Consider the following 229-nt stretch of genomic DNA (forward strand, 5'->3'; position numbering starts at 1 on the left):
ACCAGACCATCATTTCGAGGGGAAGACGGCGCTTGCGTAGCGTTACAGTACCTGATTCGGCAAGGCAACGAGAGATGAGTTCGGGGTCGAGGTAATCCCTAGACTGGCCCCCTGAATCTCCAGACAACCAGTATCACTTAAATAAGTGATAGTCTTAATACTAGTTTTTAGACTAGTCATTGGAGTACAGATGATTGATGTCTTAGGGCCGGAGAAACGCAGACGGCGT

At 48.5% G+C, this 229-nt stretch carries 1 protein-coding gene; it reads right to left on the reverse strand.

Going from position 1 to position 229, the window contains the following annotated elements:
* The coding region (locus BHE85_RS20190) for a transposase domain-containing protein (protein WP_242412330.1) at positions 1 to 127 on the reverse strand (127 nt) is incomplete at its 3' end.
* Positions 128 to 229 lie beyond the last annotated feature (102 nt).

Source organism: Shigella sp. FC1567 (assembly GCF_001743015.1).
Classification (GTDB): Bacteria; Pseudomonadota; Gammaproteobacteria; order Enterobacterales; family Enterobacteriaceae; genus Escherichia; species Escherichia coli.